This window comes from Bacteroidota bacterium (assembly GCA_016718825.1).
GTDB lineage: Bacteria > Bacteroidota > Bacteroidia > J057 > JADKCL01 > JADKCL01.
The window spans coordinates 84,367-110,028 of the sequence record JADKCL010000004.1 but is presented as its reverse complement, the minus strand read 5'-3'; the positions used below and the strand labels follow the sequence as shown (position 1 = coordinate 110,028).

The window sequence follows — 25,662 nt, the reverse complement described above, 5'->3', positions numbered from 1 at the left end:
TTTGAGCTCCACGTCATCTTCGATTGAAAATTCGCAGTAAATTCAAGGCAGTTTTCATTCAATTCCAAAACCAATCATGTTCTCCTTCTTCAACCGTACGCCCCGCCCGAAACTCATCGTCACCGAAGACGATAAACTTTGGATTGAAGCCAATTTGGAATGGATGATGGGCCAATATGGAGTGCGTCCGCTGTTGTTGCCACCGATTACGGCGCATAAAGGACCGTTTGCACAGTTTTCAGATCGGATCGAGAAAAAGCTCACCTATTTCATGGACAACGTCTGCGAACGGATGGATGTCGATTCCGACAACGTGGACCTGCATTTGTACACGGCAGGCGACGATTCGGGGTTTGATGGTCCGGTGATGGTGCGGTTCGAGGGCGGCTACAGCCAAGGAGAATATCACCATCGCAATAACTTGACCGGCAAATTCGACATCCATATCAACCGCAAGGTGATCGGGAATCCGCAGGCCTTGTTTGCGACCATGGCACACGAAGTCGGCCACATCAAATTGCTGGGTGAATACCGCGTCACCGAAGACAACGACAACCACGAGTATTACACCGATTTGACCGCCATTTATTTTGGCTTCGGTATTTTCATGGCCAATACCTGTAACACAAGGGAAACTTGGAGCGACAACAAAGGCTACAGCGGCTGGGCGATCGGGAAACAAGGCTATCTGCCGCAGCAAATGATCGTCTATGCCTTGGCAGTGCAAGCCTACCTCCAAGGCCGCAAAGACCCCGAATGGGCCGATCAATTGGACAAAATTCCCCGAAAGATGTTCAAGCAGTCGTTGTTGTGGCTGCATGAAACCGGCGACTGCGACGTCCGATTGCCGCAAGCGCGCGGAGGGAGGGCATCGGATATCTAGGTTTGCCTACTGGCTAACTGTGTAATTACCAAGACAATTTGGTTCGTCCTCCGCGACGGTTCTTTCCGATTCATTGAATAACTTCAATCGTATTTACAATCTCAAAATGAATCCGAATGAAAAATAAGCATCTCCTTATCGCCCTCCTTGCTCTCCTTCCGATGTTCCAAGCCTGCGAAGGCGGAAAATTTGACTACCGGCATCGATATGTCGGCACCTTTGAGGTCGTCGGCACCATCGTAACCCAAGATGAAACGTTTACCGTATTGTCTCCCGCAACGGTGGATTTTGCAGAAGAGCGCGAATCGATTCGCATCGAGATCGCCGAATGGGGAATTGTGTTGGACGTCAACATTGATCGCGATGGAACCATGCGTCATAAGGATGACTATGGCGAAGTCGAAGGTAGCTTCTATTCCAAAAATAGTTTTGATGTTGCAGTGATCTATACGCATTCCTTTATCGGCAGTGCTCCCATTTCGTGTTCGTTTCATGGGATAAGAAAATGAACTTTGTAGGCGGGTTTAACTTGCGGACATCAAAATTTTAATGCGTGCCATTATCTTTGCCAAATGAAGTCCCACCCGATCCATGCGATTTTGCTGCTTTTGCTCCTGATGTTTACTGCCTGCAGTCAATTCAGCTACCGCGAAGACTACGCCGGCAATTTCTCTTTTTTGACGCGTCGCACGGTCCGCAATGCGGGATTTCCGGATACATCCAACGTCAGCTACAACGGGATCATCCGCGAATTTGGCAAGGATCAAGTTTTGATTCGTTTTCTGGTCGATGATTCCTTGGCGCCCTCATTGTCGGAGTCAGGAACTTTGACGGTCAATGGATTGCAAAATGGAGCAACCTTTGTCGGGGCGTTCACGGGCACGGACTCACTTTATTTCGAATCGACATTCACCAATTTTAGCGGAGATCAAATTTGGTTTCGGGTGGAAGGAAATCGTTGAATCAGAACTGCAAAGCTGATCCTGCTCAGCGATTTACAACATTCGGTGACTTGCTGTAACTTTGCATATCATGGACTCAAAAAGAATCGCACGGTACATTGTCAAGCTTTTCGGAACTGCAATTGCCGTTTATCTCGCTGCTTGGATCCTTCCCGGCATCAAAGTCGACAGCATCGGCTGGGCCATCGTGGTCTCATTTATCCTAGGCTTGTTAAACACATTTATCAAGCCCTTGCTCGCTTTGATCTCAATCCCTTTCATTTTGGTCACCTTCGGCTTGTTTTTGGTCGTGATCAACGCGATCCTGCTCATGTTTGCAGGTGACATTGTGCCCGATCAACATTTCATCGTCGAGGGATTCTGGCCCGCAGTCTGGGGATCCATCATCATTTCGATTGTCAGCGGCCTGCTCGAACCCAAAGACCGGAAAAAGGACGGCGAAGGTGGCGGCAATGGCGGCGTCAACATCCGGATCGAGCGGAGGTAATTTCGACCATTACACAATGTTCACTTCTGGCAAGACCTCATGAAAATGAGTGTTGCAAAGTGAATTTTGGGATTGAATCCTGAACATCGGAACCCAGTACGATTCGAAATATTCTCTCCACGGTGATTTCTTCCCGCGATTGAGACAAAAACAAAGGTCATTCCGTCTATCGGAATGACCTTTGCAATTGAATTCGGGAAAAATGACCTTATTCCACGATCAGCTTGGAAACAAACTGATTGTTCTGTGCATCAGAGATCCGAAGTGTGTACAGGCCTTTCGCGACATCAGTCCAGTCAAAAGTCTTGTTGTATTCGCCCGCAAAATCGGTGAGCGACTCAAAATACACACGCTGTCCAAGTTGATTGTACAATCCAATTTCCAGGTCGGTCGCTACTGCTTGATTGAAAACCACAGCAAAGCGGCCAGCATTTGGATTGGGGAATACGCTTACTGCACCTTCAAAAAGGTTGTCATCAACAGATACCACAACAGTGGTGTAAATCGTTGCATAAGCCGAAGAAACGCAATTGAAGCCGGTAAGCGTTGCAACTGCGGTATAAGTGGTGGTATCCGTGACGGTTGCGGTGGGGTTAGGGCAATTGTTGCAGCTCAAACCTGTTGCAGGATACCATGTGTAGGTGGTACCGCCAGTTGCCGTTAGCTGAACTGGTGTTCCTGAGGGTACGACGCTGGACGAAGGTGTGATTGTAACGGGAAATACACCTGAGTAAACCAATGGATAAATTGTAGTGGTCAGGTTCACGCCCCAACCTGTGCCGACCTCGCTGTAAGGGTGCCAGCTACTGTCACTCCATTGTTCCCAAGCAGTGCCTGGAATGGTCTTTCCATCTTCATTGGATAGGAGACCCACGGTATCACCTGTCACATACGTGATCGAGAACCCTACATAAAATGGTCCACTCACAGAAACTGGGCTTGGAAACCTCACCTCAATTTCACCTTGCTGCGCAATGATGTCCTGAATTCTGATATCCAAAGAGTTGAGAGGGGCACCTGGTTGACCAGAGACCTCTGGCCAAATATGGGCAATGATCTTGCTGTTACTGTCCGCAGCAGTTGCAGCTCCAAAGGAGAAGCGAGCGCCATAGACCTCAGTGTAGCCCTGCACGTTCACAACACGCTCTGCTTTACTCATATCCCCATAGTCATTGTGGCCACCAACGTAGCCCCAACCGCTGGAAGTATAAATCAATAAGGTATCGTCAACGGGGTAGCCAAAGGCAACCGTATCGCAGACGATGCCTTCAGGGGTTTCTGCCACAGAACCGACAGAAGATCCATTCATCCCAATGTTTGCCTTTGCAATACGACCTGACTGGGCAATGAGGCCACCGCCAATCATTGAAGCAAAAAGTGAAAGTAGAAGTAGCTTTTTTCTCATAACTAACATGATTATCAATATTATTCGAAGGCCAAATTTAATTCAAAGTTTGAAGCCATGCCAACTAATGTTGCCCCTTTCCAAGACAAGCCAACGTCGACGAGGCGTGAATACTTATTCAGGTTTGCAAATGTGCCAACGACGTTGAGGCTTGGATGCCTTATGTCAAGGCTCAGATTTCTCTGAAAGTGCGAATTGCAAGAGCCATCTCATTCAACGCACCGAAGGGCTGAACCACCCGGCAAAATTCTTCAGTGCACGGCTTTGAGAATAGCCCATTGCTACAATGGCATTGTCGCCACCGTTTTCGGAGCTTTCATCTCGTGAATGAAACGCTGGATTTTTTGTCGAATGGGAAGGCTTAGAACTTGATTTCCACGCCTTTGGCATCATGGTACCGCACCTCTGTGAAGCTCAATGCGGTATCGGGAACAACCTTGACCGGCTTTTTGTATTCCCACCACCATTTGCGCACCTGATTCCAGAAGCCGCGTTTAAAGTAGGCTTCTACAAGAGGGTGAACCGTCACCGTCAGGCGATCCTTGTTTTGACGCATGAGGAAATCGACGTTGTTTTTGATCTCGTCGATTAGCAGGATCGCTGGCTGGATCGTTCCGGTGCCGTTGCAACTTGGGCAAGCCTCGGTCGTCACAATGTCGATCTGCGGACGCACGCGTTGCCGCGTGATCTGAATCAGACCGAAGCGACTCATCGGCAGGATTGTGTGCTTGGCCAAGTCGCTCGCCATCGCATCCTTAAGATGTTGATGGAGCCGTTTCTTGTTTTCGACCTTCTTAAGATCGATGAAGTCGATCACGATGATGCCGCCCATGTCGCGCAGACGGAGCTGTCGCGCTATCTCCTCGGCCGCGACCATGTTGGTCTTCAGGGCATTCTCTTCCAACGTGTCACCACGCAGGTTTTTGCTGCCGCTGTTGACGTCGATGACGTGCATCGCCTCCGTATGCTCGATCACAAGGTAGGAACCATTCCGCATGGTCACCGTTTTCCCAAAGGCTGCCTTAATCTGCTTTTCAACACCTCGGGACTCAAACAATGAGACCTTGCCTTGGTGCATTTTCAGATTTTTGAGCTGCTCGGGGCTCGTGCGTTTGAGATATTCGCTAATCTCTTCAAACGCACTTTCTTGATCGGTCACAATGGAGTCGAATCCAATGGAGAGCATGTCTCGCAGGATACTTGCAGCACGATCTTCCTCCGCAAGCACGCGTTTGGGGGGGCGCGCTTCTGCAATCGATCGGATCATTTTGTCCCACTTATCCAGCAGGTCGTTCATGTCCTTTTCGATTGCCGCTGCTTCCCTTCCTTCTGCGGCCGTGCGGATGATCAGGCCAAAACCTTTGGGTTTTACGGCCTCCACGATAGACTTGAGCCTGCGCTTCTCGTCATTGGTCGCGATTTTCCGTGACACCGAAATGTCTTCAGAAAACGGAACCAAGATGAGGTACTGCCCCGGCAACGAAATCTCACAAGTAAGACGCGGTCCCTTGGTAGAGATCGCTTCTTTCTCAACTTGCACCAAAATGGGCTGCCCAGCCTTGAGCACAGTGGCCATACGACCATCTTTGCTGATGTCGGGAAGCGGAGTGATTTGGCCAAGTGGCCTGATATTTTGGGCAGAGGACTGCACAGCCTTGACATACCGTTGAAGGCTCATGACTTGTGGTCCTAAATCCAAATAATGCAGGAAGGCATCTTTGGGATGCCCAATCTCCACAAACGCAGCATTGAGACCAGGGACGATCTTGGTGACCTTGCCTAACAAGAGATCTCCAACAGAAAAGAGCGAATTGGTCTTTTCATGATGGAGTTCTACAATGCGCTTGTCCTCAAGGATTCCAATTCTCAACCCCTCCTCACTTGCGCTTACTATTAATTCGTTCACGAGTTACATATTACATGTGTTACAATCGAACGAGAAAGCAAGATCGCGAAGGCGCGATTGGAATGCATTACAGACCGCTTACTTCTTCTTCTTGTGACGGTTCTTGCGGAGGCGCTTTTTTACGCTTGTGCGTTGCAATTTTATGTCTTTTACGTTTTTTACCGCTTGGCATCTTCTGAAGTATTTTAGTGTTTATTCAAAGCCTCCTTGGCCAAGGCCGCAAGATTTTGATCTTGGGTCTGGATGGCGACTTCTGACATGAGTCGATTGAATTCTGCGGAATGGCCTAGTCGCTGCTCCGTGACGCCAAGATAGTACTTGGCACGCACATCTTCAGGATTGACCTCCAAAATCTGCTTGAAGCGTTGCGCAGCTTTTTCATCCTGGTTGGTATCGAGTGAAAACTTCCCGAGATGGTACAGTGCTTCTGTATTCTTCGGATTCTTTTCGGCTACCTCCCTGATTTTGAAAATGCCATTCATGCTGTTGGCTGGAATTCGTGATTCCACCATCGCAAGTCCGAGTTCGAGCTTGGCATCCTCGTCTTCCGGCGAGAGTTCCAAAGCCGATTCATCGTGTTGGATGGCTTCATCCGAGAGCCTTCTGAAGACATTGCTGTCTGCTTGGGCAAACTCCAACGAAGTGGCATTGCGAAAAAGAGCACCCGCTACGATGAAGTTTCGCGTCGTCGGGGCCTCTTGAGCCAGTGCCGACGCGTATACAGCAGCGAGATCGGTACGGCCGCCTTCGCGATAACCTTCAACGATTTGCTGGTAGATTTTCTCGCGTTCGGCTGCGACCTGCTCATCCTGAAGTGCGGTCCGGAGTTGGGCAATTTCGTTGGGGCTGTCATCTGCGGGCAATATTGCCAACAAATCACCCTTCACATCAACTTTGCCACTTCCGTCAGCAACTTCGGTTTTCCCTCCATCTCCAGCACGACCGCCCAAGGCAGAGCCTGTCTCGTCGTCTAGATTGGTCTTGTCCGCAACAAGCAAAAGAACGAAAACCAGCAAACCCATCAATAGCACTGCACCATGTTGCCAAGTGAATCTATTGATTGATTTGCTGGTATTAACCATTCAAGACATCGCCCCTTAGGCTTTAACAGCTTTCTTGGCGCTGGAATCCTTCACTTTGGAAACAAAAGTCTTCGCAGGCTTAAATGCCGGAATGTTGTGCTCCGGAATCACCATGGACTTGTTTTTGGAGATGATACGTGCGACTTTTTGTGCGCGTCTCTTCACCACAAACGAACCAAAGTTCCTGAAATAGACGTTTTCGTTTTCGGCAAGCGAACCCTTTACGACCTTGAAGAATGCTTCAATAGTGGTGGACACGTCTCCTTTGTCAACACCTGTCTTATTGGCGATCTCTGTGATAACTTCGGCTTTCGTCACTGTCTCTACAATTTAAATTTTTGAACCAACATTACCAATTACTCCATCTAAGTCCCTCGTTTACAGCCTTTAGGCTATGGGAAAAAGATTGGACTGCAAAGTTAGTGGTTTTGGAGAAAGTAGAAAATATTTTTTTCGATTTAAGACCCTGATTTCAGCCTTTCTCAAAGATAATTTGAGATTTTGTTGAATTCAGGACCGATTCTCGCCTCTCCTCCACCTCCCGGATTGAAATTAAGTCATGTTCACGCAATTGGAGCACGACGATCGGCAGAATTTCTAGAACTTCGTGGCCTGATGCTAAATCCTTCGATTTCCCTACTACAATGGTATGCGCGTGAGGCCCGAGATTTGCCCTGGAGGCGTACCCGAGATCCTTATAAAATATGGCTGAGCGAGGTGATCCTCCAACAAACCCGCGTCGATCAAGGGCTTGGTTATTATTTGAGGTTTGTCGAGCGGTTTCCAACCGTCGAGGATCTTGCTGCCGCCGATACCGATACTTTGATGAAGTATTGGGAGGGGCTCGGCTACTATTCGCGTGCAAGGAACTTGCACCATACGGCCAAAATCATTGTAAACGACCATGCAGGCGTTTTCCCGGGTGATTTTCGGGACTTGCTCAAATTGAAAGGAATCGGACCCTACACCGCTCGAGCCATCGGTTCACTTGCCTTTGACAATGTCACGGGCGTATTGGACGGAAATGTTTTCAGGGTTTTGAGCAGGTATCTTGCTGACTATTCTCCGATTGACCTCCCTGCAACGCGAAATGCGTTTCAAGCCCGTTTGGATGCTTGGATCGAAGAGGCCACCCTGCAACAGGCAGATCCGCAGTTGCCCGGGAAATTCAATCAGGGCATGATGGATCTTGGCGCGACGGTTTGCACACCCCGAAATCCAGCATGTGATCTTTGTCCGCTGTCATTGCACTGCGAGGCCAAGGCCCGCGGAATCGTTTCAGAACTGCCGGTAAAGTCCAAAAAGCTCCAACGCAAGACCGTTTGGCAACATTTTTATTTGGTCGGCGTCGACCGCGGGTGCCTTTTTGTGCAACGAAGGCCGCCCCATGGTCTATGGCCCAACCTCTGGGAGATTCCAAATCTAGAGGTTGCCGAGGCCGATGCAGGGAAGGCTCAATCCGAAGGGTACCATACGTTGGGCACCTTCAAGCATGTTTTTACGCACCTCGATATGATGATTACCGTTTTTGCCGGAGATGCGCTTCCTGACGTGTTTGATGCGTCAACCGAAGGAGGGCTAAGGGAGATCCCATTGGCAGAGATCGGGGATTATGCCTTTTCAAGGGCAGTATTAAAAATTTTCGAGCGATATTTGAGCCGGAATGTTTATTTTCCCAAAGGATAGTCAATTGGATTTAGATGCTCGAAATCAGTTTGTTCAGGTCACCTTATGTTGGAAGTCGCCCGCGAGTCCAGCCTTTGGTGTGCAGCAACTACCTTTTGAGGCTGAGAATCCAAGCGAGAAGGACACCTTATATATGTGCACATTTTCAAGGTGACCTAAGATGAACGATTCCGCCCAACCAACCGAGTGCCAACGTGGATACTGACCCCAATAGTACAGTCCCTGTCGTTTCCAACTTATCGCTCTATTTCAGCAATGAGTGGCCGATGCTGGTGCTGATGTTGCTCCTCATGGTGCTTTCTGGTTTGGCCGCGATGGCTGAAGTTGCTTTTTTCTCCCTTCCGCAAAATGAACTCGGCGACTATAAAGAAGCCAATGGATTGGTTTGGCGCTTGTTGCAAAAGCCGCGACGGTTGCTCGCAACGATCTTGGTTTTTGGCAACCTGGTCAATGTCGGATTCATTTTCGTGGCGGTGATGGAAATTCAAGACCTGTTTGACCATACGGCATGGGCAGACAAGCCTTGGTTGCCGTGGGTGGTCTATCCGCTGGATGTGGTTTTCATTTCGTTCATGATCCTGCTTTTTGGCGAAATCACCCCAAAAATCTATGCAAGCCAACGTCGGGTACAATTGGTGAATCTGTTGGCGTACCCGATTGCCTTCTTCCGCTTTATCCTGAGTCCTGTTGCCACCTTGCTTGTTTCCACGACCAATTTTTGGGAACGCAGGATCAAAACGCATGGCGGAGCGGCATCTTTTGAGGATATCAAACATGCCATCGATCTCACAAGTGAGGAGGAATCTCCCGATGAAGAAAAGGAGATTCTGAAAGGAATCGTCGATTTCGGGAATACGATGGTGAAATCAATCATGCGTTCCAGGGTCGACATGGTCGCCATCGAGGAGACGAGCAGTTTGGAGGAGCTCTTGGAACTCGTCAATCTGCAAGGGTATTCGCGAATGCCGGTGTTTGAAGGGAATCTTGACAACGTTACGGGGACGCTGTATGTCAAGGATTTGATTCCGCTGCTCAAAGAAGATCGCCCAACGGTTGACTGGAAAACTTTGATAAGGCCTGCCTATTTTATCCCGGAGACCAAAAAGATCGATTCATTGCTCGATGACTTCAAAACCAGGCGATTGCATATCGCGATTGTCGTCGATGAATTTGGAGGGACTTCTGGACTTGTTACCTTGGAGGATATAGTAGAGGAGATCTTCGGAGACATTGCCGACGAATTTGATGATGTAGAGGTGGTTTTGTCCAAGGTGAGTGAAACGGAATACATTCTGGATGGGAAGATCCCGCTGGATGATTTGATCGCAACGTTGGAGCTTCCTGAAAACGTGCTAGACGATGTCAGGGGAACAGCGGATACGCTCGCAGGCTTGATCTTGGAACTTCACCGTAAGATTCCGGATCAGGGAGACGAAATTGAGCATGCGCAGTTCCATTTTACCGTTGAGTCCGTGGAGCAAAACCGCATCAAGCGTCTCCGTCTGGTTCTGGTCCCGCTTTCTGATGGTGATGATATTGAAAACGAAGTAGAATGAGCAATTTGGGAATCAAGCGCATCCGTGTCTGGATGGGAATCGGCTTTGCTACGGCAATCATGGTATTGATTTTGGGAGCATGTAGCCAAGCCAATGACCCGTTTCCACGACCCAAAGGCTGGCCGCGCATCGATTTGCCGGAACATTCCTACCAGAAATTTGAAAACCAAGTCTGTCCATTCACTTTTGAATACCCCCAAATCGGCCAAATCGAGCGGCAGAAGGCCGACAGTTGCTGGATGGACCTGTATTTCAAGGACTTCGAATGTCGCTGGCACGTAACCTATCGCTACGTTCCGGGATCAGGAAAGACGGTCGTGGACCATTTTGAAGAATACCGCAAGCTCGTATTCAAGCACATACAAAAGGTGCAACAGATCAAGGAAAACCCTTTGCAAGGAAAGAACGGCAGCGGGGTGATGTACGAATTGTTTGGAACCGTCGGCGTTCCGGCACAAGTGTTTTACAGCGACTCCGTGCACCTTGTCATGGCGTCGTTCTATTTTGATACTGCGGTGCGCAACGATTCGCTCGCACCAGTCATCGATTTCATGAAGGAGGATTTGAAGCATATGGCTGAATCCATCGTTTGGAAATAGTCCATTCCTGACAAATTGCCTCTACTTCAGTGTTTACCTTCTTTCATGGATTGATGTCCCTTGAGACACCCTGCATTTTTATCTTGTTGATGAAACAGCACAGCGAGGCATATTCTCAACGAAAGATTTGCTGCTTCACCGTTTTCAGAGGGGTGTTTGGAACATTCAATTTCCCAGGGAGCGTTTTCAAAATCAAGTCTGAAAAATTTGTACATTGGGCTTACAGGTTCAGAATGTAGATCAGTTGATTTTGCCGTTCTAGAGCACTTTTGTGGCGCCCGCCACCGATAGCATGATAAAAGTCAGTATTTATCATGGCAGAAGTCACTCATGCCGCGGAAATCAATTGCGAATGTTGTACATCGGTTTATATCAAAGCACAATGGAAAAGAGACAAAAAAAGATACTGGTTTCGGTGGATTTCACTCCTAGCAGCGAAGCAGCCATTGAGGTGGCATTGAAATTCGCCAAGATGCACAAGGCAGAGATGGTTTTGTTGCATGTCATCGAAGCGATAGCACCCATCGCCGAGTTTTTTGCAGATGGTGATTTGGCTGAAAAAAAGCGGACTTACAGCATGAAAATGCTCGACAAGTTGGTCGCGCAACATCATACCGATGCCGTTCCTGTTTCACGAATGGTGATGGAAGGCAAGCCTTACAAGGAAATCCTTCGTGCTAGCGAAGAGATTGATGCTGAAATGATTGTGATGGGTACATGGGGTAGCCATGCCATCGAAACCGGCATGATCGGTTCCAATGTAAACAAGGTTGTGCGTAGCGCACGGATTCCTGTCGTGACCGTGACGCGCCAACCTGCGGACGATTCATTTGGCAAACTGCTGATCGCTGTCGATCCAGAATTTGGTATCAAGGAATTGCGCCACCTGTTGCAGGTGTACCATGATGCCTACAACCCTGTCGTCGAGCTCGTGACGATTGCGGCCTCCGAGAAGGATGTTGAGGGCCTCAAAGCTTATCTCAACAAACAAACGGCTGCCTTGCACGAACAAGGAATCAAGAATGTCCAATCGGCAGTGCGCGTCGGCGGGATCATCAGCGATGCCATCCTCGCTTATGCCAAGGAAGGCAATCATGACATGATTTGGATGGAAACCCATGGTCGTCAAGGCATTTCGGGTTGGATTTTGGGAAGCATCACCGAAGAAGTGCTGCAGTACAGTCCAGTTCCTGTTTTGAGTTTGCACCCCGAGCGTGAGTCCAAGGCGTCTTACTTCTATCATGCGAATGCTCCCTTCTGAGTAGGGGGGAAGGCCTTTTGTCAAGTCCAAGGTTTGTTTACAATCGTCCACGCAATGTGGCACAGGCATGAGTATTGCCCAAATCAAAGCGGAAAAAAGCAGCGCGAGCCCTTCAGCGCCCAAAATGGAAAATTGTTTCCACTGTGGTGCTGATGTAGGTAGAAGTCCAATCAATGATGGCGAAAAATCATTTTGTTGCTCAGGGTGCTATACGGTGTATGGCCTCCTGAGCAGCCATCATTTGGCCGACTATTATCAGCTTCAAAGTCATCCTGGCCAACGCCCGGAGGGAAATGAAGGTAAATATGCCTGGCTCGCAGATCCTGTTCAAGCTTCAAAATTGCTGGAGTATCAAGACGCGAAGGTTGCGAAAGCGACCCTCAAATTACCCACAATGCACTGTGCAGCCTGCATTTGGCTGCTGGAACAGTTGTACAAGATTCAACCCGGAATTTTGCGCTCCGAAGTCGATTTTCCCAGGAGAGAGGTTTCCCTCAGCTACGATCCCAATCAGGTGACACTTGAAAAGGTGGCCACATTGTTGGATGCATTGGGGTATCCTCCTGCACTTTCTCTGGCAGATGCAGAAGAAGGGAAATCAGGAAAGAAGGATCGCAGTGGAAGGGTGCTTTGGTATGAGTTGGGCGTCGCAGGATTTTGTTTTGGCAATATCATGCTTTTGAGTTTTCCCGAATACCTGAGCCTGGACGATCCAACCTTGAGCAATTTGTTTCGATGGCTCAGCATGGGTTTGTCCATTCCGGTGGTGACATTCAGTGCAAGAAGTTATTTCAAATCAGCATGGTCGGGCCTCAAGCACCGCATGATCAACATGGACGTCCCGATAGCCATCGGGATTGTCATGCTTTTCGTTCGATCCTCGCTCGATGTAATCCTGAACACTGGGTCAGGATACTTTGACTCACTCGCCGGATTGCTTTTTTTCCTGCTGATAGGGAAGGCTTATCAACGGCAGACCTACCATATGCTCAGCTTCGAGCGCGATTACCGCAGCTATTTTCCCATTTCGGTAAATAAGTTGATGGGTACCAAGGACGTGATGGTTCCCGTTTCTGAATTGAAGCAGGGCGACCAAATCACGATTCGTAATGGCGAATTGATTCCTGCGGATGGCTTTTTGCTGCACGGAGAGGGCGAAATCGACTATAGTTTCGTCACGGGCGAAAGTGAACCTGTGCCCGTGCGATCAGGTGAGCGCATCTACGCGGGAGGAAGACAGACGGCAGGGCCGATTAAACTGGTGCTCGAACGGGAAGTGTCTCAAGGTTACCTCACCAAACTCTGGAACCACGAGGCATTCCGGAAAAAGCGGACGGCCGAGATCACGCAGCAAAGTGACCGGATTGGACAACGATTTACCCCGGTAGTGTTGGTGATCGCGGCCGTGGCAGCTATTTTCTGGGCCATCGTCGACAGCAGCATGATTTGGACCGTGGTCAGCTCCGTGCTGATTGTTGCCTGTCCATGCGCCTTGGCCTTGTCAACACCTTTTACATTGGGACACGTCTTGCGTGTTTTTGGTCGAAGGGGTTTTTATTTGAAAGGGCCGGCAGTTGTAGAATCGCTTGCAGAGGCCGAGGCGATGATTTTTGACAAAACAGGAACATTGACCTCCGTCGGGGAAGCTGTCGTAAGTTATACCGGGAAAACCTTGACGACCGTCGAGCAGAACATGGTGCGTTCTGTTTTGGCAGGATCGATACATCCGCTCAGTCGAAGATTGTATGCCCATTTTCCAGAGGATCAGCTGTTGGAAGTGGAGGATTTTGAAGAGGAAAAGGGCAAAGGAATCTCCGGCACAGCAATGGGCACTGAGATTCGCGTGGGATCGGCAAGCTTTCTTCAAATTTCAGACGAACGCAACGGCGGTGTATTTGTTGAAATTGGCGGAGATCTCAAGGGTAGGTTTGAACTTTCGAATGATTTGAGACCTGGAATCTCGGAAGTTTTGAAGGAATTGGGTGCTGGGATGCGGTTGGGGCTCCTTTCAGGGGATCATCCCGGTGCTGAGGCGCAGATGCGCGGGATCATGCCCGATGGCGCTACGCTCATGTTTAGGCAGGATCCTGCTGCGAAACTGGAGTTTATCAGGTCAATGCAAGCAGAAGGCCAAAAGGTGGCCATGGTCGGAGACGGTTTGAATGATGCAGGCGCCTTGAAACAGGCAGATGTCGGCATTGCCATCACCGACGACTTGGCTGCATTCACACCTGCAAGCGATGCAATTTTGGCTGCGAAGTCGATCCACAACCTCCCAGCCTTTCTGGAGGTCGCAAAAGGCGCATTGAAACTGGTGAAATACAGCTTCTTGGTCTCCTTCTCCTACAATGCGGTCGGAATTGCATTTGCAGTCTCGGGCCATCTCTCCCCGCTCGTGGCAGCCATCTTGATGCCGCTGAGTTCCGTGAGTGTGGTGCTATTCACCACCGCAGGCGTTTCCTTGTTGGCAAGGAAGAAGCTCACAAGTAACAAGTAGCAATTGCAATGCTGCTAATTGGCTTCGCCGAACTTCGTTTCTCCATTTTCCATTTTCCATTCTCAATTCTCAATTCTCAATTCCCCATTATGACCATCTTCTATTTATTAATCGGCTGCAGCATCGCGATGGCATTGGTTTTCTTGGTGGGTTTCCTTTGGTCCATCCGCTCCGGTCAGTACGACGATACCTACACCCCATCGGTGAGAATGTTGTTTGAGCCTGGCGAATTGCAACAAAAAGACCAAAAGACGCCAACTCTGACAGATGCCGCACCTACAAACCTTGAGCCAAGTCAGCCGCAAGCCTGATATTCATCATCCATTTCGATGAGCGACAACGAGAATTTTACCCTGAATTCAACGCAAATAATATGGCGGTAGAAACATTTTATTACGACAACGGGATTGTCCGAAAATTCGGCATGGCCACGGTCATTTTTGGGATCGTGGGGATGCTGGTCGGACTCCTAGTGGCCTTACAATTGGCCTTTCCTGCTCTGAATATGGGCATCGAGTACACCTCTTTTGGCCGTTTACGGCCTTTGCACACCAATGCGATCATTTTTGCATTTGTGGGCAACGGGATGTTCATGGGTGTTTATTATTCTCTCCAACGCCTCCTCAAGGCGAGGATGTTCAGTGATTTGCTGAGCAACATTCACTTCTGGGGTTGGCAATTCATCATTCTATGTGCAGCGATTTCCTTGCCGCTCGGTTTTACGACTGGAAAGGAATATGCTGAATTGGAGTGGCCGATCGACATCATGATCACTTTGGTCTGGGTGGTGTTTGGCATCAACATGTTTGGGACGATGATCAAGCGCCGTGAGCGCCACCTGTATGTGGCCATCTGGTTCTACGTCGCAACTTGGGTTGCAATCGCAGTATTGCACATTGTCAACTCCATGGAGTACCCTGTGTCGCTGACCAAAAGCTACTCCATGTATGCCGGCGTTCAAGATGCCTTGGTGCAATGGTGGTATGGTCACAATGCTGTGGCATTCTTCCTTACCACACCGATTTTGGGTTTGATGTACTACTTTTTGCCCAAGGCTGCGGGTCGTCCTGTCTATTCCTATAAACTTTCGATCGTACACTTTTGGTCATTGGTTTTCCTTTATATCTGGGCGGGTCCTCACCACTTGCTCTATACCTCCCTTCCAGACTGGGCCCAGTCTCTGGGAACCGTATTTTCGATCATGCTTATCGCACCAAGCTGGGGTGGTATGATCAACGGTTTGCTCACCTTGCGCGGTTCTTGGGACAAAGTGCGTCAAGAGCCCGTGTTGAAGTTTTTTGTGGTCGCAGTGACCTGCTACGGCATGGCGACATTCGAAGGGCCGATGCTCTCCTTGAAAAACGTCACTGCCATTGCCCACTTTACCGACTGGATTGTTGCCCACGTGCACGTCGGTGGCTTGGGTTGGAACGGCTTCATGACCTTCGGTATTCTCTATTGGCTCGTACCAAGACTCTGGAATACCAAACTCCATAGCACCAAACTTGCCACCGCCCACTTCTGGATCGGAACCATGGGTATCGTCGTCTATGCCGTGCCGATGTACATCGCAGGTATCGTGCAGGGTTTGATGTGGAAGCAATTTGACGGCAACGGCTTTTTGGAGCATCCCAATTTCTTGGAAACCGTGACCCAAATTGTACCGATGTACATGCTGCGTTCGTTAGGAGGTTTGCTCTACCTCATCGGGGCATTGCTAATGGTCTATAACTTGATCAAAACCATCAAGTCTGGCACATTCTTGAAAGAAGAGAAAGCTGAAGCGCCAGCCTTGGACAAGGGAGCGCATTCCGATACCTATTGGCACCGCTGGATCGAGCGCAAGCCAGTTCAGATGCTTGTTTTGACCTTGCTTTTGCTCCTCGTGGGGACTTTTATTGAATTGATCCCGACATTCTTGGTCAAGAGCAATGTTCCGACCATTGCGAGTGTAAAGCCTTATACACCGCTCGAATTGGAGGGTCGTGACCTTTACATCCGTGAAGGTTGTTACCTCTGTCACTCACAAATGGTACGTCCCTTCAGAAACGAGGAGTTGCGCTACCAAGGCGAATATTCCAAGGCTGGCGAATATGTTTATGACCATCCTTTCCAATGGGGATCCAAGCGTACCGGTCCGGATTTGCACCGCGTCGGTGGCCGTTGGGGAGATGACTGGCATTATCGCCACATGATTGACCCGCGTTCGGTATCTCCGGGTTCTATCATGCCGGCTTATGCACATATGGGCGAAAAAGAGCTTGACATCAGCTTGACAGCTACAAAGCTCAAAGCCATGCAGGCCATGGGAGTGCCTTACAGCGATAGCCTCATTGCCAATGCAGACGCGGTCCTGCACAATCAGGCACTGGAAATCCAGGCTAGCTTGGAGAAATCCAAGATCAAAACCTCGGAGACCAAGGAAATCATTGCCATGATTGCCTACCTGCAAAGATTGGGCAAAGACATCAAGGTAAAACCTGTGGTGCTTGCGCCGGTTGCCGAAACTGCTCCTGCCGCCCCCGCAGCAGTGCCTGCACCAGCTGATTCATCCGCAGTAAACCCACAATAATCAGGAGGATATTATGCGTTACATCAAGCATTTTTTCGAAGGTATTGCAGGGATAGAGATTTATCCGATGATCTCCTTGCTGATTTTCTTCATCTTCTTCCTCGGTTTAGGCGTCTACGTACTCCTGATGCGCAAGCAGCATGCCAACTATATGGCCGCAGTGCCGCTTGACCTGGAAGACAATGATTCATCTGCCACCACTCAACCTTGATAGCTCTATTATGAAAACGATAGTTCAATTTCTTTCGCGGCATTTCAGGGCAATATTGAGCGGTGCCTTCTTCATGCTGGCTTCCGTTTCGCTCTTCGCAGCCGAAAAACCTCCGGTGAGACTGGAGGAGAGTTTCTTGGGTGAAATCAGGATTCTGATTTACATCTTGGTGATTATTGCCTTGCTCATCGGCTATATCGCCACCGTCTTGACGGTGAAAGATTCGAGCCACCTGTCCATCAAATATATTTGGGACGGAATCGTCGGTCGAAATGCGCCTGACCCTGAAACCGACCATGAATACGATGGTATTCGCGAGTTGGACAATCCCATGCCGGCATGGTTGCGGTTCATCTTTATCGGATCCATTATTTTCGCAGTGGTTTATATGGTGCACTATGAATTCCTTGGCACGGGACCGACCAGTAAAGAGGAATATGAGCTCGAAATGGCAACTGCTGCTGAAACTTACAAGAGCGTGGAATTGCCAGATGATCAGTTGATTCTGGTTACAGATCCAGGTCGATTGACCGCCGCCGAGGCCGTGTTTGTTGAGAATTGCGCGACCTGTCACCGTAAGGATATGGGTGGAGAATCGGGCCCCAATCTCACTGACGAATTCTGGCTTCATGGTGGTGAAATCAAGAATCTTTATGCCACAATCACCAATGGTGTCCCGGGCAAATCGATGATTTCTTGGAAGGATCGGATCCCTTCCCAAGAGCGTCTCGCAATTGCGAGCTATATTCTGTCAAAGCAAGGTTCCAAACCCGCCAATCCACGTGCACCTGAGGGTGTTGTGGCAGGTGCCGAACCAGCTCAAGTAGCAGTAGATTCTGCTGCCAATGATACCGCGGTTACACAACCGCAATAATAAGCCACGTAATTTCGGAAGCATAAGGTGGGAAGTTTATCGCCGCCTTTGCTTCCGAATATTTTATTTGATCGAAGCGTTCTTGAAAAAATCTAGTCTATATGGAATCTGCAGAATTTCGCGATCAGCTCTACAATGTAAACAACTCTGGTCGTCGTGTCGGGTTCTTCCCCAAACGTCCGAGTGGACGGTTTTTTAATGCTAGACGGATCGTCAGCTTTGTATTACTGATCATCTTTTTTGGCATTCCGTGGATCAAAGTCAACGGTGAACCCTTCTTCTTGCTGGATGTACTTCAGCGCAAGTTCATCATTTTTGGCTTTGCATTCTGGCCGCAAGACTTTGTTTTGTTTGCCATCTTTGCCGTCACCTTTATCATTTTCATTTTCCTTTTTACCGCCATCTTGGGAAGAATATGGTGCGGATGGGCATGCCCACAAACCATATTCCTGGAAATGGTCTATCGCCGCATCGAATATTGGATTGAAGGTGATTATACCAAGCAGCGGAAGCTGAAAGCCCAGGATTGGAACGGGGAAAAGATTCGGAAGCGGCTTCTGAAACACACCATTTTCCTTCTGATCGCATTTTGGGTCAGCCATACAGTGATCGCCTTCTTTTTGGGGATGGATACGGTTTTGGGTTATGTTCGTGATTCCCCGATGGAGCATCCTCTCCTTTTCGGATTTGTGCTCATCAATACCGGCGTGTTCTATTTTGTATTCTCTTATTTCAGAGAGCAGGCCTGCATCTACATGTGCCCTTACGGTCGTCTTCAAGGTGTCATGATTGACCAAAATACCTTGGCCGTAAGCTACGACAATGTACGCGGCGAGCCGAGAGGGAAACTAAAGAAAAATAGCGAAGTTTCGACGACCGGAGATTGCATCGACTGCAAACTTTGCGTTGCCGTTTGCCCGACCGGCATTGATATTCGCAATGGCAATCAATTGGAATGCGTGGCCTGTACCGCCTGTATCGATGCCTGTGACGAAGTCATGGACAAAATTGGCAAGCCCAAGGGGCTCGTGAGATACGCATCCCACAATCAGATTGTCAACAACACCAAATTCAGGCTTACACCACGCACCTATCTTTATATGGGTGTCCTGACAGTTCTCATCGGATCCTTCATCGGACTCTTGGTGACCTCTGGAAACCTGAAAATGACCCTTCTCAGAGCGCCCGGTCAGACTTATGCCACAACCAATTCAGGCAATATCACCAATCTCTACAGCCTCTCTGTCGTGAATAAATCCAAGGAGGACCGCCATCTGGACTTCCGTTTGCACGATTCAAAGGGCAAGATTACGGTTTTGGGAGCGCCGCATTTGGAACTTGAAGGCGGAAAAGCCGCCACAGGTGACGTTTTGGTGGAACTTCCCAAAGAGGAAATCAAAGGAATGAGCTTCGATCTCGAAATCGATGTTGTTGAAAAGGGTGAGGTGATCCGTACCTTGAGTACTTCTTTTAGTGGACCAATGTTTTAAGATCATGAGCAAGAAAAAAAGAGAATGGTGGCCGATTGGAATTGTCGCTGCCTTTGCAATCTTCATCGGTGGAATCATCACGGCCGTGACCATTATGATCAACAATGATGTGCCGTTGATATCCGACGATTACTACGCCAAGGAGATTGCTTATCAAGAACAGATTGATAAGTCTATTCGGGGTATTTCACCAGCGCAAAAGCCTGTCATCAAGGTGCTTGCGGCAACCAAGGCCCTCGAAATTTCATTCCCCAATTTTTCCAAGGGTAACTTGAAAGGGAAAGTGACTTTTTTCCGTCCCTCGGATCCAACCAAGGACTTCAGCATTGATTTGCTCACCGACGAGTCGGGAATGCAATGGGTGAGCATGCGTGAGCGCGCCCAAGGGCTCTGGCAGATTCAAATCGAGTGGTCGGAGCAGGCAACGGAGTACTATTATGAGGAACAAATTCTAATCTGATATGCTCGCAGCCTTTCTCACCGGTTTGGTTGGTAGCCTGCACTGCTTGGGCATGTGCGGACCGATCGCCTTGGCTTTGCCGGGAACGGAAAGACAAGGGTGGCGCTACCTGTTGGGGCGATTGCTGTACAATGTCGGTAGGTTGCTCACCTACAGCATGCTCGGTGGCATCGTGGCTTTGCTCGGTGTCGCTGCAGCCATGTTTGAAATGCAACGTTGGTTTTCATTGGCATTGGGAGCCATTTTGATCCTGATTGCCCTCAAGCATTATGGGGTATTTGGTAAAAGAGCCCAGTCCAGTGACAATTTCCTGAACCGTGCTTGGCGGCGCGGAATGGGGAAGATCATGCAAATCCGTGGATTGGGAGGTCTTTTTGCTTTAGGTTTGATGAACGGCATCTTGCCTTGCGGTCTTGTCTATGCAGGGCTTTTCCTCGCAGCCAATTCGACGTATGCCTGGGAAGGAATGGCAAAAATGGCCCTTTTCGGTCTCGGAACTTTGCCGCTGATGCTCAGCCTGTCTTGGTCGGGAAAATGGCTCACGGGTTGGTTGCGCAACAAGTCACGCTTTGTCATGCCGGTCGTGATGACCTTCATGGGCACCCTCTTTCTGTTGCGCGGGATGGCACTGGGAATTCCCTACCTCAGCCCCAAAATGGAAGCCGGCTCCGAACCTGGAAAGGTGAAAATGTCCTGTTGTGAAAAAATCGAAGGTGGTAAGGCTAGTAGTCGAGCAAAATCGTCGACTGACTACACTGCGCCAGAAACACCGACCGAAAAAACGCCTTGATCTGACGGATGGAGCGATCATCGTTCAGTTGGTCGGTCATTCGGAAGACCCAAAAACGGGTCGGTCCTTCCGCATTCCGCAGTTCGGCAACTTGATATTCGATGCCGCTTTTGGACATGTCCGGAGCTTGGTCTTGGATCGTGAGTCCCCCTGTGAAGAACAGCAGGAATTGCTGGTGGACGTCGCCCATTTCGCCGACAGCAAAAAACATTTCCAACAATTGGTTGGTATCGATCAGCAACGGGGTGTTTTCGTCGGTTTCCACCTCAACCTCGATCGGAAACTCCGCTTCTAGGTATTTCGTGTTCTCGCTGGAACGCATTTTGGCAAACGGCTCGCCCGTAACGTTCTGATCGAGAATAAATTGTACAAGAATGCTGTTGGGCATCCCTGCCGAAATCGCCTTTGCTGCCATCCGGGCGATCCATTCTTCGGCAGCCTCTGAAATCGGATAATTGATCGAATCATAGCAGCCAAAAGGCCTGCCACCACTCGCAGGGCAGCCGCTACAGGCATCGCGATGGTCGTCGAGCAGTTCTGCTTGTTTGAACAGTGAACCGACCGTGACGGTTTCGACGCCGGATTCGCCGGAGGGCTTGACGGTAGAGATGCCAAACTTCGCGTTCATGGCTTCTTCGCGGCGCATACCTTGGTCCATAAACCGCTGAAGGAGTGCTTCTGCGCGACTCTTGGATTTTACAAGATGAATGATCGCCTGCTCATCAAGCTCCTGTTTTACAGGGCATTGGTGTGTGAGAATATAATCAATTGCCATCTTTGACGCCTTGTTTGTCGTGTGAATCGAGATCCTCAGAGCTGAATGGCATGGCACAACCGTTGTCGCAACGGCTGATTCCGAAAATGGAGGAAGCGGCCAACAAGCCACCAAAAACTGCGATTACAGGCTCATTGCCATCCATTCCAGCAGCAACAAACATCAATCCCATGGCCAATTTTACCCATCTGATGATGGGCCAATGCCGCAATTGTAGATTGATCTTGGTCGTCGATGCCATACCCATGAATTTGGACAAAGATAGGAAAATGTATTCCTGCACGAATTCTACAGCGGATTTTGCAGAAAAATCTTCCTTGCGAAGCAGATTGGCGCCACAAGATTCGATAGCTTTGAAAATGGCAGCACACAATGCAAAAAGAGAACTTTTATCCCGTGCGGATCTTGACGAATTGATTTTGGCATTGTACGAAAGATTGATGGTCGACCCCCAAATCGGTAGGTTTTTCACACAAGTTGTTCCGTTGGATTTAGCACACCATATCCCGAAAATTGCGAGCTTTTGGGAATCCCTGCTTTTCCAAACCGGGGATTATCAGGGAGATCCAATGGCGGTACATATCCATCTCAACCGCCTTTCGAAGCTGGATCGCGAAGATTTTGAGGTTTGGCTCGGTCATTTTGATGCAGCCGTGGATGAATTGTTTGAAGGCGAAAACGCAGAACGTGCCAAGCAGAGGGCAAGGTCGATCGCAACCTTGATGCAAATCAAAATCCAACGCGACGCTTGATCGCTTAGCGTGAAATAATTTAATTAGCAAATTGCTTGCAATTCCGGAATCGTGTTGTATATTTGTAGCATCATCAATGGAGGACGTCGACAAGTGGGGAGGAATTTGCGCGGCAAATTTGATGATGCTATTTCCTGAATAAGTGGTGGTTTTTGGGTCCAGCGGATCTAATACGTGCGTGTGTCGAAGGTTTTCCATTTGGTGCCAAGGAGGGGCGACAAGATGGAGAAGAGCCTGCGGCGTGCTTCAGCATTGCTGTCGTCTTTGGATTTCGGGATTGATGCGGGAATGGTGATTCCAATCAAGCTGGAAAAGGCGCGAAGTACCGCGTGGTTAGTAAAAAGAGGGGCGAAGGACCGAGCTTCACTTCGAGGGAACACGGACTTGGGTGGCAGAGAATGGACCAAATTTTTTCAATTCAATTAATACGTACACGCTGATGCTATGAAAATTCAAATGGTTTGTTTGGCCAATTCCACTGTGGAAGGAGGCCGGATTTTAGTCGGAATTTTGCTCCAAGATGGAATTCCCTTGGTCGATTCAATGGGGCCGAGATGGATCAGGCTCGTGATGGCGCCAAAAAGACCTTCGATTCCGGCCGGCCTTGTCGTTGACATCGTGCCGCGCGATATCCTGGAGTTTGAGGCATTGTCGGCACAGGATTTCCATGACTGCAAGGGCACAGTGGTTTTTGATCCCTACAGCCTGCGCTTCCGTGGTGTTATGGATGAGTCGCTCATTGTAAATTATTGCGCCAAAAGAAGCAGCAGCCTTCGGGATGTGGCGGGGAACGTTGCCAGCTTTGAAGGTTTCATGCTGCTCGACGCCCAATCTTGCAGTATCGAGGTCGGGAAGGAGCACCCTCGGAGCAAGCGGGTAGACCTCGAATTGAAATTCCAATTTGGTGGAATAGGTTACAGGTTTCGAATTGACGACCCTTGGTTTTTGGAGGTGGTTCAGGCAGATCCAGAGATTCTGGACCGGAAGCCACAGCACCATATTGTCTTGCAGGGAAGTCGTAAAAGGGGGCAAGCGCATTCCTTCTGTTCCGTCATGGCGGTCATGGTTTAGCTCAGCCAACTGCCCTCTGATCCTGAGCGTTAGGGAGAATTACCGGCGTTTGTCCTTCCCAAATCACCGCTTTAACAGGGATGCCGCTCAGAAATGAAGCAAGAATGTGAAATGGATGACGCAAATGCCTAAATTGCAGCCTTTACATGAGCACAGCCAATGGCCCTGGAGTTACTTTTTACGTTTTTTTTGGTTTTCCTGAATGGCTTTTTTGTCGCGTCGGAATTCGCAATCGTCAAGGTGCGCGCTTCTCAACTTGAAGTACGTGTCGCAGAAGGGCATCGTGCAGCTAATCTAGCGTCACACATCGTCAATCACTTGGATGGTTATCTCGCTGCAACGCAGCTCGGGGTTACTTTGGCAAGTCTTGGTTTGGGTTGGATTGGCGAACCTGTCTTTTCCAAGGTGTTTTTGTCGATCACCCATGCGCTTGGGATAGAGATGGATGAGCACTTGGCGGAGAACATTGCTTTCGTTTTTGCCTTCACCCTGATGACGATGTTGCACATCATCTTTGGCGAGCTCGCCCCCAAGTCAGTGGCGATTCAGCGTGCTGAGAAGGTGACACTCATTGTTTCTTTCCCGTTGCGGGTTTTTTACCTTGTTTTTAAGCCTTTCATTTGGGCACTCAACGGGATTTCCAACGTGCTCTTGAGGGTGGCAGGAATTGCTCCGTCACACGAAGTAGAGGTCCATAGCAACGACGAATTGAAATTTTTGATGCAGCAAGGGCAAAAGACGGGTGCCATTGAAGCGACGGACTACGACATCATCAAAAATGCCTTCAATTTCTCGGAGCGTACAGCAAGACAGGTGATGGTTCCGCGCACGCAGTTGCTGGCAATCGATTTGGAGGACTTTGACGATCAGAAGTTGGAGGAAATCCTTGAGGCACGTTTTTCGCGGATTCCCTGCCACGCGGGCGGGCTTGACAATATTGTCGGTGTCGTTTACCTCAAGGACCTCCTCTTGAAAATCCGCCGAGGGGAAAAATTTGAAATTCGTGATGTCATGCGCCCAATGCCGGCAGTACCGGAAACCAAAAAAATCGGTCCGCTGCTCAAGGAGTTTCAACAAAAGCATGAGCAGATCGCCGTGGTCGTTAACGAGTACGGAGGCACAAGCGGCATTATCACGATGGAAGACATCTTGGAAGAGCTTGTAGGCGAGATTCAGGATGAATTTGATGACGAGGCACCGTTTGTTGAAATGATCAAAGAAGGCACCTACCATGTCCTTGCAGGAACGGCCCTCGATGATATCAATGACATGCTGCCGCACGCGATCAAGAAGGACGAGCATTATGAAACGCTTGCCGGTCTGCTCAGCTTGCGGTTTGGGTCAATTCCTGCGGTGAACGACAAGATCGAATTTGATGGGTATGAGTTCACCGTATTGAAACGGGACAAAAATGTGGTAACCTTGGTTCAATTGGTCGATTTGGCTTGATTCAGGTCGATTTGCCCATTGAGCAGCTTTGGAATCGGGTACTTTTTAGGTGGAACACAATCTATGCGGTAAAGCGGCCATGAGTGCCGTTTGATCGATGATCCAGGACGGCAACCGATCTTCCATAAGGAGGAAAATCATTGCTTTATAGTTCAAAATCACCCTTTGCCGTTGGCGCAATCGGTTCATTCACCCTAACTTTGCAACATGGAACATACATCTGCGTTGATTGAAGCCTATAAGCGGCTTGCATTTGAAAAAGGAACGTTGCCGGTTTCGAGGATGGAAATAGCTAGCGCTGCCTCCCTCGACATCGTTGATTTTGAGACAACATTTTCAACCTTGGAGGCATTGCAAGAGGCCGTTTGGGTTCAGTACCTGCGTACAACACTCGAAACTCTTGAGACCTCTGAAGAATATGCCCAGTACAGCGTGCGCGAGAAGATGCTCGCATACTATTATACCTTTTTTGAAAACCTGGGAAAAGAAGACGAATTCGTCAAAATGTTTGCCCCAAAGTTGGGGATCTGGAACTACAATCCCACGTTTTTAGGGGGATTCAAGCATTCCTTCCTGATTTTCGTGAACGAATTGTTGAAGGAGGGCATTGAATCTGGAGAAATTGCAGAACGGATGATGATCGGTGACGAATACGCAGGCTGGCATTGGCCGCAGATGCTTTTTTTGCTCAACAAATGGATCACAGATGAAAGTGCCAACCATACGGTCAGTGATCAAGCAGTCGAAAAGGCTGTAAATCTGGGCTTCGATATCATGGGCAGGAATGTCGTGGATTCGGCGTTTGATTTTGCGAAATTCATGGTCACAGGCCATTGATGCAACGGTCCCTAACGAAAGATTTGTCGCTTTTAAATTGTGTTTTTACACAGAATA

The 25,662-nt window shown here is 49.1% G+C and carries 27 protein-coding genes; 20 read left to right on the top strand and 7 right to left on the bottom strand.

The window, feature by feature from the left end; translation table 11 throughout:
- Window positions 1–76: 76 nt before the first annotated feature.
- The 4 genes from IPN95_05620 (at window position 77) to IPN95_05605 (ending at window position 2,332) form a co-directional block, all read left to right on the top strand.
- A complete protein-coding gene (locus IPN95_05620; GenBank protein ID MBK9448881.1) occupies window positions 77–883 on the top strand; it encodes a hypothetical protein in 807 nt (268 codons plus the stop codon).
- A 116-nt stretch (window positions 884–999) separates the two neighbouring features.
- Window positions 1,000–1,392, top strand: a complete 393-nt coding sequence (locus tag IPN95_05615) for a hypothetical protein (GenBank protein ID MBK9448880.1) — start codon at window positions 1,000–1,002, stop codon at window positions 1,390–1,392.
- A gap of 63 nt (window positions 1,393–1,455) precedes the next feature.
- Window positions 1,456–1,845 (top strand): hypothetical protein, encoded by a 390-nt coding sequence (locus IPN95_05610; protein ID MBK9448879.1) that lies wholly within the window; start codon window positions 1,456–1,458, stop codon window positions 1,843–1,845.
- 70 nt (window positions 1,846–1,915) lie between these two features.
- Window positions 1,916–2,332 (top strand): phage holin family protein, encoded by a 417-nt coding sequence (locus IPN95_05605; GenBank protein MBK9448878.1) that lies wholly within the window; start codon window positions 1,916–1,918, stop codon window positions 2,330–2,332.
- A gap of 208 nt (window positions 2,333–2,540) precedes the next feature.
- Here the strand turns inward: IPN95_05605 and IPN95_05600 are convergent, their stop codons facing one another.
- The 4 genes from IPN95_05600 to IPN95_05585 all read right to left on the bottom strand — a co-directional run bounded on the left by IPN95_05600 (window position 2,541) and on the right by IPN95_05585 (window position 7,043).
- The gene (locus tag IPN95_05600) at window positions 2,541–3,737 is read right to left on the bottom strand and encodes a T9SS type A sorting domain-containing protein (GenBank protein MBK9448877.1); all 1,197 of its coding nucleotides are present in this window, start codon (window positions 3,735–3,737) and stop codon (window positions 2,541–2,543) included.
- Between the two features lie 361 nt (window positions 3,738–4,098).
- The gene (locus IPN95_05595) at window positions 4,099–5,643 is read right to left on the bottom strand and encodes an Rne/Rng family ribonuclease (GenBank protein MBK9448876.1); all 1,545 of its coding nucleotides are present in this window, start codon (window positions 5,641–5,643) and stop codon (window positions 4,099–4,101) included.
- Between the two features lie 185 nt (window positions 5,644–5,828).
- Complete coding sequence (locus IPN95_05590) at window positions 5,829–6,659, bottom strand: hypothetical protein (protein ID MBK9448875.1); 831 nt, start codon at window positions 6,657–6,659, stop codon at window positions 5,829–5,831.
- A gap of 81 nt (window positions 6,660–6,740) precedes the next feature.
- Entirely contained in the window at window positions 6,741–7,043 is a 303-nt protein-coding gene (locus IPN95_05585; protein ID MBK9448874.1) for an integration host factor subunit beta, read from the bottom strand.
- 297 nt (window positions 7,044–7,340) lie between these two features.
- On the opposite strand from IPN95_05585, the gene mutY reads away from it, so the two are divergent.
- The 3 genes from mutY to IPN95_05570 all read left to right on the top strand — a co-directional run bounded on the left by mutY (window position 7,341) and on the right by IPN95_05570 (window position 10,566).
- Window positions 7,341–8,411, top strand: a complete 1,071-nt coding sequence (gene mutY / locus IPN95_05580) for an A/G-specific adenine glycosylase (protein MBK9448873.1) — start codon at window positions 7,341–7,343, stop codon at window positions 8,409–8,411.
- Between the two features lie 194 nt (window positions 8,412–8,605).
- A complete protein-coding gene (gene gldE / locus IPN95_05575; protein MBK9448872.1) occupies window positions 8,606–9,967 on the top strand; it encodes a gliding motility-associated protein GldE in 1,362 nt (453 codons plus the stop codon).
- Window positions 9,964–10,566 carry a hypothetical protein gene (locus IPN95_05570; protein MBK9448871.1) on the top strand — a complete coding sequence of 201 codons (603 nt, stop codon included), beginning with the start codon at window positions 9,964–9,966 and terminating at the stop codon, window positions 10,564–10,566. Before gldE ends, IPN95_05570 begins: the two co-directional genes overlap by 4 nt.
- A gap of 26 nt (window positions 10,567–10,592) precedes the next feature.
- Here IPN95_05570 and IPN95_05565 read toward each other — a convergent pair whose 3' ends face one another.
- Window positions 10,593–10,781, bottom strand: a complete 189-nt coding sequence (locus IPN95_05565) for a hypothetical protein (GenBank protein ID MBK9448870.1) — start codon at window positions 10,779–10,781, stop codon at window positions 10,593–10,595.
- A gap of 167 nt (window positions 10,782–10,948) precedes the next feature.
- Here IPN95_05565 and IPN95_05560 point away from each other — a divergent pair, with 167 nt between their 5' ends.
- From IPN95_05560 to IPN95_05520, 9 genes are all read left to right on the top strand, one after another.
- Window positions 10,949–11,827 (top strand): universal stress protein, encoded by an 879-nt coding sequence (locus IPN95_05560; protein MBK9448869.1) that lies wholly within the window; start codon window positions 10,949–10,951, stop codon window positions 11,825–11,827.
- Window positions 11,828–11,894: 67 nt separating this feature from the next.
- Window positions 11,895–14,324 carry a heavy metal translocating P-type ATPase metal-binding domain-containing protein gene (locus IPN95_05555; protein ID MBK9448868.1) on the top strand — a complete coding sequence of 810 codons (2,430 nt, stop codon included), beginning with the start codon at window positions 11,895–11,897 and terminating at the stop codon, window positions 14,322–14,324.
- Between the two features lie 89 nt (window positions 14,325–14,413).
- The gene (gene ccoS, locus IPN95_05550; protein ID MBK9448867.1) at window positions 14,414–14,635 is read left to right on the top strand and encodes a cbb3-type cytochrome oxidase assembly protein CcoS; all 222 of its coding nucleotides are present in this window, start codon (window positions 14,414–14,416) and stop codon (window positions 14,633–14,635) included.
- 62 nt (window positions 14,636–14,697) lie between these two features.
- On the top strand, window positions 14,698–16,896 hold the full coding sequence (ccoN, locus tag IPN95_05545; GenBank protein ID MBK9448866.1) for a cytochrome-c oxidase, cbb3-type subunit I: 2,199 nt from the start codon (window positions 14,698–14,700) through the stop codon (window positions 16,894–16,896).
- Between the two features lie 10 nt (window positions 16,897–16,906).
- Window positions 16,907–17,107: a CcoQ/FixQ family Cbb3-type cytochrome c oxidase assembly chaperone gene (locus IPN95_05540; protein MBK9448865.1), complete on the top strand. Its 201-nt coding sequence runs from the start codon at window positions 16,907–16,909 to the stop codon at window positions 17,105–17,107.
- 10 nt (window positions 17,108–17,117) lie between these two features.
- Window positions 17,118–17,981, top strand: coding sequence for a c-type cytochrome (locus tag IPN95_05535; GenBank protein ID MBK9448864.1), 864 nt, complete (start codon window positions 17,118–17,120; stop codon window positions 17,979–17,981).
- Between the two features lie 101 nt (window positions 17,982–18,082).
- The gene (gene ccoG, locus IPN95_05530; GenBank protein ID MBK9448863.1) at window positions 18,083–19,471 is read left to right on the top strand and encodes a cytochrome c oxidase accessory protein CcoG; all 1,389 of its coding nucleotides are present in this window, start codon (window positions 18,083–18,085) and stop codon (window positions 19,469–19,471) included.
- A 4-nt stretch (window positions 19,472–19,475) separates the two neighbouring features.
- Complete coding sequence (locus tag IPN95_05525; GenBank protein MBK9448862.1) at window positions 19,476–19,931, top strand: FixH family protein; 456 nt, start codon at window positions 19,476–19,478, stop codon at window positions 19,929–19,931.
- Between the two features lies 1 nt (window position 19,932).
- A complete protein-coding gene (locus IPN95_05520) occupies window positions 19,933–20,721 on the top strand; it encodes a sulfite exporter TauE/SafE family protein (protein MBK9448861.1) in 789 nt (262 codons plus the stop codon).
- On the opposite strand, the gene IPN95_05515 is transcribed toward IPN95_05520, so the two are convergent.
- The gene (locus tag IPN95_05515; protein ID MBK9448860.1) at window positions 20,654–21,496 is read right to left on the bottom strand and encodes a hypothetical protein; all 843 of its coding nucleotides are present in this window, start codon (window positions 21,494–21,496) and stop codon (window positions 20,654–20,656) included. The genes IPN95_05520 and IPN95_05515 overlap by 68 nt on opposite strands.
- The gene (locus IPN95_05510) at window positions 21,486–21,737 is read right to left on the bottom strand and encodes a hypothetical protein (protein ID MBK9448859.1); all 252 of its coding nucleotides are present in this window, start codon (window positions 21,735–21,737) and stop codon (window positions 21,486–21,488) included. The genes IPN95_05515 and IPN95_05510 overlap by 11 nt, the downstream gene beginning before the upstream one ends.
- 118 nt (window positions 21,738–21,855) lie before the next feature.
- Here IPN95_05510 and IPN95_05505 point away from each other — a divergent pair, with 118 nt between their 5' ends.
- The 4 genes from IPN95_05505 to IPN95_05490 all read left to right on the top strand — a co-directional run bounded on the left by IPN95_05505 (window position 21,856) and on the right by IPN95_05490 (window position 25,605).
- Window positions 21,856–22,248: a group III truncated hemoglobin gene (locus IPN95_05505; protein MBK9448858.1), complete on the top strand. Its 393-nt coding sequence runs from the start codon at window positions 21,856–21,858 to the stop codon at window positions 22,246–22,248.
- 444 nt (window positions 22,249–22,692) lie between these two features.
- Window positions 22,693–23,319 (top strand): hypothetical protein, encoded by a 627-nt coding sequence (locus tag IPN95_05500; GenBank protein MBK9448857.1) that lies wholly within the window; start codon window positions 22,693–22,695, stop codon window positions 23,317–23,319.
- A 159-nt stretch (window positions 23,320–23,478) separates the two neighbouring features.
- Window positions 23,479–24,768, top strand: a complete 1,290-nt coding sequence (locus IPN95_05495) for an HlyC/CorC family transporter (GenBank protein ID MBK9448856.1) — start codon at window positions 23,479–23,481, stop codon at window positions 24,766–24,768.
- A gap of 207 nt (window positions 24,769–24,975) precedes the next feature.
- On the top strand, window positions 24,976–25,605 hold the full coding sequence (locus tag IPN95_05490; GenBank protein ID MBK9448855.1) for a TetR/AcrR family transcriptional regulator: 630 nt from the start codon (window positions 24,976–24,978) through the stop codon (window positions 25,603–25,605).
- Window positions 25,606–25,662: the final 57 nt, after the last annotated feature.

Bases quoted from the DNA above. Each gene is read 5' to 3' on its own strand.
- IPN95_05560 (MBK9448869.1), top strand. From the start codon at position 10,949: ATGGAAAAGAGACAAAAAAAGATACTGGTTTCGGTGGATTTCACTCCT.
- IPN95_05510 (MBK9448859.1), bottom strand. From the start codon at position 21,737: ATGGCATCGACGACCAAGATCAATCTACAATTGCGGCATTGGCCCATC.
- ccoN (MBK9448866.1), top strand. From the start codon at position 14,698: ATGGCGGTAGAAACATTTTATTACGACAACGGGATTGTCCGAAAATTC.
- IPN95_05565 (MBK9448870.1), bottom strand. From the start codon at position 10,781: ATGTACAAATTTTTCAGACTTGATTTTGAAAACGCTCCCTGGGAAATT.
- IPN95_05490 (MBK9448855.1), top strand. From the start codon at position 24,976: ATGGAACATACATCTGCGTTGATTGAAGCCTATAAGCGGCTTGCATTT.
- IPN95_05515 (MBK9448860.1), bottom strand. From the start codon at position 21,496: ATGGCAATTGATTATATTCTCACACACCAATGCCCTGTAAAACAGGAG.
- IPN95_05615 (MBK9448880.1), top strand. From the start codon at position 1,000: ATGAAAAATAAGCATCTCCTTATCGCCCTCCTTGCTCTCCTTCCGATG.
- ccoS (MBK9448867.1), top strand. From the start codon at position 14,414: ATGACCATCTTCTATTTATTAATCGGCTGCAGCATCGCGATGGCATTG.
- IPN95_05610 (MBK9448879.1), top strand. From the start codon at position 1,456: ATGAAGTCCCACCCGATCCATGCGATTTTGCTGCTTTTGCTCCTGATG.
- IPN95_05620 (MBK9448881.1), top strand. From the start codon at position 77: ATGTTCTCCTTCTTCAACCGTACGCCCCGCCCGAAACTCATCGTCACC.
- IPN95_05525 (MBK9448862.1), top strand. From the start codon at position 19,476: ATGAGCAAGAAAAAAAGAGAATGGTGGCCGATTGGAATTGTCGCTGCC.
- IPN95_05495 (MBK9448856.1), top strand. From the start codon at position 23,479: ATGGCCCTGGAGTTACTTTTTACGTTTTTTTTGGTTTTCCTGAATGGC.
- ccoG (MBK9448863.1), top strand. From the start codon at position 18,083: ATGGAATCTGCAGAATTTCGCGATCAGCTCTACAATGTAAACAACTCT.
- IPN95_05605 (MBK9448878.1), top strand. From the start codon at position 1,916: ATGGACTCAAAAAGAATCGCACGGTACATTGTCAAGCTTTTCGGAACT.
- IPN95_05555 (MBK9448868.1), top strand. From the start codon at position 11,895: ATGAGTATTGCCCAAATCAAAGCGGAAAAAAGCAGCGCGAGCCCTTCA.
- IPN95_05505 (MBK9448858.1), top strand. From the start codon at position 21,856: ATGGCAGCACACAATGCAAAAAGAGAACTTTTATCCCGTGCGGATCTT.
- IPN95_05500 (MBK9448857.1), top strand. From the start codon at position 22,693: ATGAAAATTCAAATGGTTTGTTTGGCCAATTCCACTGTGGAAGGAGGC.
- IPN95_05600 (MBK9448877.1), bottom strand. From the start codon at position 3,737: ATGAGAAAAAAGCTACTTCTACTTTCACTTTTTGCTTCAATGATTGGC.
- IPN95_05535 (MBK9448864.1), top strand. From the start codon at position 17,118: ATGAAAACGATAGTTCAATTTCTTTCGCGGCATTTCAGGGCAATATTG.
- mutY (MBK9448873.1), top strand. From the start codon at position 7,341: ATGCTAAATCCTTCGATTTCCCTACTACAATGGTATGCGCGTGAGGCC.
- IPN95_05570 (MBK9448871.1), top strand. From the start codon at position 9,964: ATGAGCAATTTGGGAATCAAGCGCATCCGTGTCTGGATGGGAATCGGC.
- IPN95_05520 (MBK9448861.1), top strand. From the start codon at position 19,933: ATGCTCGCAGCCTTTCTCACCGGTTTGGTTGGTAGCCTGCACTGCTTG.